The organism is Luteibacter sp. KNZ12-1A, assembly GCF_056755675.1.
The window spans coordinates 1-3,115 of the sequence record NZ_JBPGXU010000180.1; the positions used below are offsets into that span (position 1 = coordinate 1).

A 3,115-nucleotide genomic window follows, 5' to 3' on the forward strand; every position below is an offset into this window, starting at 1 on the left:
ATGGGTGCTTGCGGCAACCTGGCCCGCTGCCGCGGGATCGCCGACAAGGTCGGCTCCCACCAAACCTCTCCCAACAGAGCCTCCAACAGAGCCTCCAACAGAGCCTCCCCGAGCGGCCGCGTGGCCGGGCTCCGCGAAGAATTTTTCTTGCAGTTGCGAATCGTCTCAGGAATGTGACAGCCATCCGGACGTCCAAATCCAGCACGTCGCGTCCTTCCATCCGTCGCGCAATCACTAAAAAACCCTTGCTGCATCACGTTTTCGAAGAAAAAACGCGGCTCATCCTGAATTTGGTGCGACGCCGCACTTGCATCCGTCACATTCGCTGGGTAGGTTCGGGTGCATGAACCTTCTTCCGACCGCCACCATGCGTCGCATCGCGAGCACGTTTCTCGTGCTTCTCGCGCTGTTCGTCGTGTGTGCCGGCGTGCAGGCGATGCCGTGCGAGCGGCACGCCTCTTCGGTCATGGAACAGCAATACGCGTCGCCCTCGGGTGACGCCCTCGACGATACCGTGGACCTGGCCGACCAGGACCCCGTGCCCTCGATCGAAGATAACGGTGGCGGCCTGGACGACACCTTCGATGTGCCGCCGCAGCATGCGGTAACCGTGCCGCATCTGGTCGAGGCCCGTCCGCAAGGCGTCCTGCCAGCGCCCCGACCGCACCATCCCAGCCTCGATCTGCGCCCTCCCATCGGCTGATCGCGCCGGCGCCGTTCCGCGCGCTCGGCTTCGCCATACCCCCGCAATCCGTTGATCCGTGCGTGCCGGCAAAGCCGGGCGCCAGCGAGCGTGTGCGCTCGCCCCCATTCTCCCCAAAGAGGAACACCGCCATGGAACGTCTCATCCAGGGTTTTCATCACTTTCGCCGCCATATGACCGCCGAACAGCGCGAGCTCTTCGCACGGCTGGCTTCGGGACAGACGCCGCACACGATGTTCATCACCTGCGCCGATTCGCGCGTGATGCCGGAACTGATGTTCGCGGCGCAACCGGGCGACATCTTCGTCTACCGCAACGTGGGTAACATCGTTCCCCCTTACGCGCAGCACGTCAGTGGCGTGATGGCGGCGATCGAATACGCCGTGTCGGCGCTCAAGGTGCAGCACATCGTCATCTGCGGCCATTCCGACTGCGGTGCGATGAAGGCATTGCAGAATCCGGCCCTGCTGCAAGGCAAGCCGTCGGTCGAGCAGTGGCTCAAGCATGCCGACGTGGCGCGATACGTGGTGGCCGAAAACCGTCCCACCATCCATGGTGAGGAAGGCCTGCGTTACCTCACGGAGGAAAACGTCGTCGGCCAGCTGGAGCACCTGCGTACGCTGCCCGCCGTGGCCGCCGCCATGGCCAATGGAAGCCTGCGCATCCACGGCTGGATCTACGACATCGCCAAGACGGAGATCACCGCTTTCGACCCGGTCGAAGGCCGCTTCCGTCCGCTGGTCGCCGGGGATACGAACGTGCCGGACGCTACCCCGCACGCTCGTTTCTCCACGCGTCCGCCGGTCGCGTCCGCCGCTTAAGGAATGTTCGCCATGCGTGCTTATTTCTCCCAGGGCCTGTTTGGCCGCGACCTCCTAGGATCGGTGGTCGTTTTTCTTGTCGCATTGCCGCTGTGCATGGGTATCGCGATCGCGTCGGGCATGCCGCCCAGCGCGGGACTCATCACCGGCATCGTCGGCGGTATCGTCGTGGGCGCCATCGCCGGTTCGCCGCTGCAGGTCAGCGGCCCGGCGGCGGGCCTCGCGGTCCTGGTGTTCGAACTGGTGCGCGAGCACGGCGTGGCCGCCCTTGGCCCCGTCGTGCTTCTTGCCGGCCTGATCCAGATCGCCGCGGGCCTTTGTCGCGTGGGTGTCTGGTTTCGCATGACCTCGCCCGCGGTGGTAGCCGGCATGCTTTCGGGCATCGGCATCCTCATCGTCGCTTCGCAGTCGCACGTGTTGCTCGACGCGGTTCCCAAGGCCCGCGGCCTGGAGAACTTCGCCGCGCTGCCCGGTGCCGTCTGGGAATCGGTGACGGGGGCCGGCGAAGGACAGGCGCCGGCCGCGCTGATGATCGGTCTCGGCACGATCGCGATCATGCTCGCGTGGGAAAAGCTCCGCCCGGCGAGGCTGCGTTTCGTCCCGGGTGCCCTGCTCGCGGTCGTGGCGATGACCGCGGCGGCGCAGTTCGGGGCGTTCGACGTGAAGCGCGTGGACGTGCCATCGAACCTGTTCTCGGCGGTGAACTTGCCGAGCCTGGGCAGCCTGTTCGGCGTGTTCGACGCGACCTTGCTGGTGGCCGCGGCGACCTTCGCCTTCATCGCCAGTGCGGAGACCTTGCTCTCGGCCGCCGCCGTGGATCGCATGCATGATGGCGAGCGCACGAACTACGACCGTGAGTTGACGGCGCAAGGCGTGGGCAACCTCATCTGCGGTTTCCTCGGCGCGTTGCCGATGACGGGCGTGATCGTGCGCAGCGCGGCCAATGTGCAGGCCGGTTCGGCCACGCGCATGGCCGCGATCATGCATGGCGGCTGGCTGCTGGCCTTCGTGATGCTGTTGCCGTGGTTGATGCGGATGACGCCGGTCTCGTGCCTCGCGGGCATCCTGGTGTTCACGGGCGTGAAGATGGTCAATCCGAAGCAGATCAAGAGCCTCGCCGCCTATGGCAAGGGCACGGCCGCGGTCTATGTCGCGACCACGCTGGCCATCGTCGCCACGGACCTGCTGACGGGTGTCATCGTCGGGTTCGGGCTGTCGCTGCTGCGTCTGGCGCTGCTCTCGTCCAAGTTGAAGATGGACGTGACCCATCACGACGAGCCGGGCATGGCCACGCTGCACCTGGAGGGTTCGGCTACGTTCCTCAAGGTGCCGTCGATGGCGCGCACGCTCGAGCGCATCCCGCCGAACACGCGGCTGTCGGTGATGATGGACCGCTTGCATCATGTGGACCAGGCGTCGCTGGAACTGCTGCGCGAGTGGGGCAGCAATGCGTCGAAGCGCGGTTGTGAATTGATCGTCGACTGGCAGGAGCTCGGGCGTCGGGTGGAGGGTTCCAGGCAGGCTGCCTAGCGCCCGAATCGCCGAATCGCCGACAGGGTCGGCTCCCACCAGGTTATCGCAACCCGGTGGG

3 protein-coding genes are annotated in these 3,115 nt (G+C 65.8%); all 3 read left to right on the forward strand.

Annotated features, from left to right (window positions below):
- Positions 1-343 precede the first annotated feature (343 nt).
- Positions 344-703, forward strand: a complete 360-nt coding sequence (locus tag ACR9ZJ_RS19120; RefSeq protein ID WP_481288661.1) for a hypothetical protein — start codon at positions 344-346, stop codon at positions 701-703.
- A gap of 131 nt (positions 704-834) precedes the next feature.
- Positions 835-1,524: a carbonic anhydrase gene (locus ACR9ZJ_RS19125; RefSeq protein ID WP_481279972.1), complete on the forward strand. Its 690-nt coding sequence runs from the start codon at positions 835-837 to the stop codon at positions 1,522-1,524.
- A gap of 12 nt (positions 1,525-1,536) precedes the next feature.
- Positions 1,537-3,054, forward strand: a complete 1,518-nt coding sequence (locus ACR9ZJ_RS19130) for a SulP family inorganic anion transporter (protein ID WP_481288662.1) — start codon at positions 1,537-1,539, stop codon at positions 3,052-3,054.
- The last annotated feature ends 61 nt before the right edge of the window (positions 3,055-3,115 follow it).

Excerpts from the sequence above, each read along its gene's own strand:
- ACR9ZJ_RS19120 (WP_481288661.1), top strand. The coding sequence starts at position 344 with ATGAACCTTCTTCCGACCGCCACCATGCGTCGCATCGCGAGCACGTTT.
- ACR9ZJ_RS19130 (WP_481288662.1), top strand. The coding sequence starts at position 1,537 with ATGCGTGCTTATTTCTCCCAGGGCCTGTTTGGCCGCGACCTCCTAGGA.
- ACR9ZJ_RS19125 (WP_481279972.1), top strand. The coding sequence starts at position 835 with ATGGAACGTCTCATCCAGGGTTTTCATCACTTTCGCCGCCATATGACC.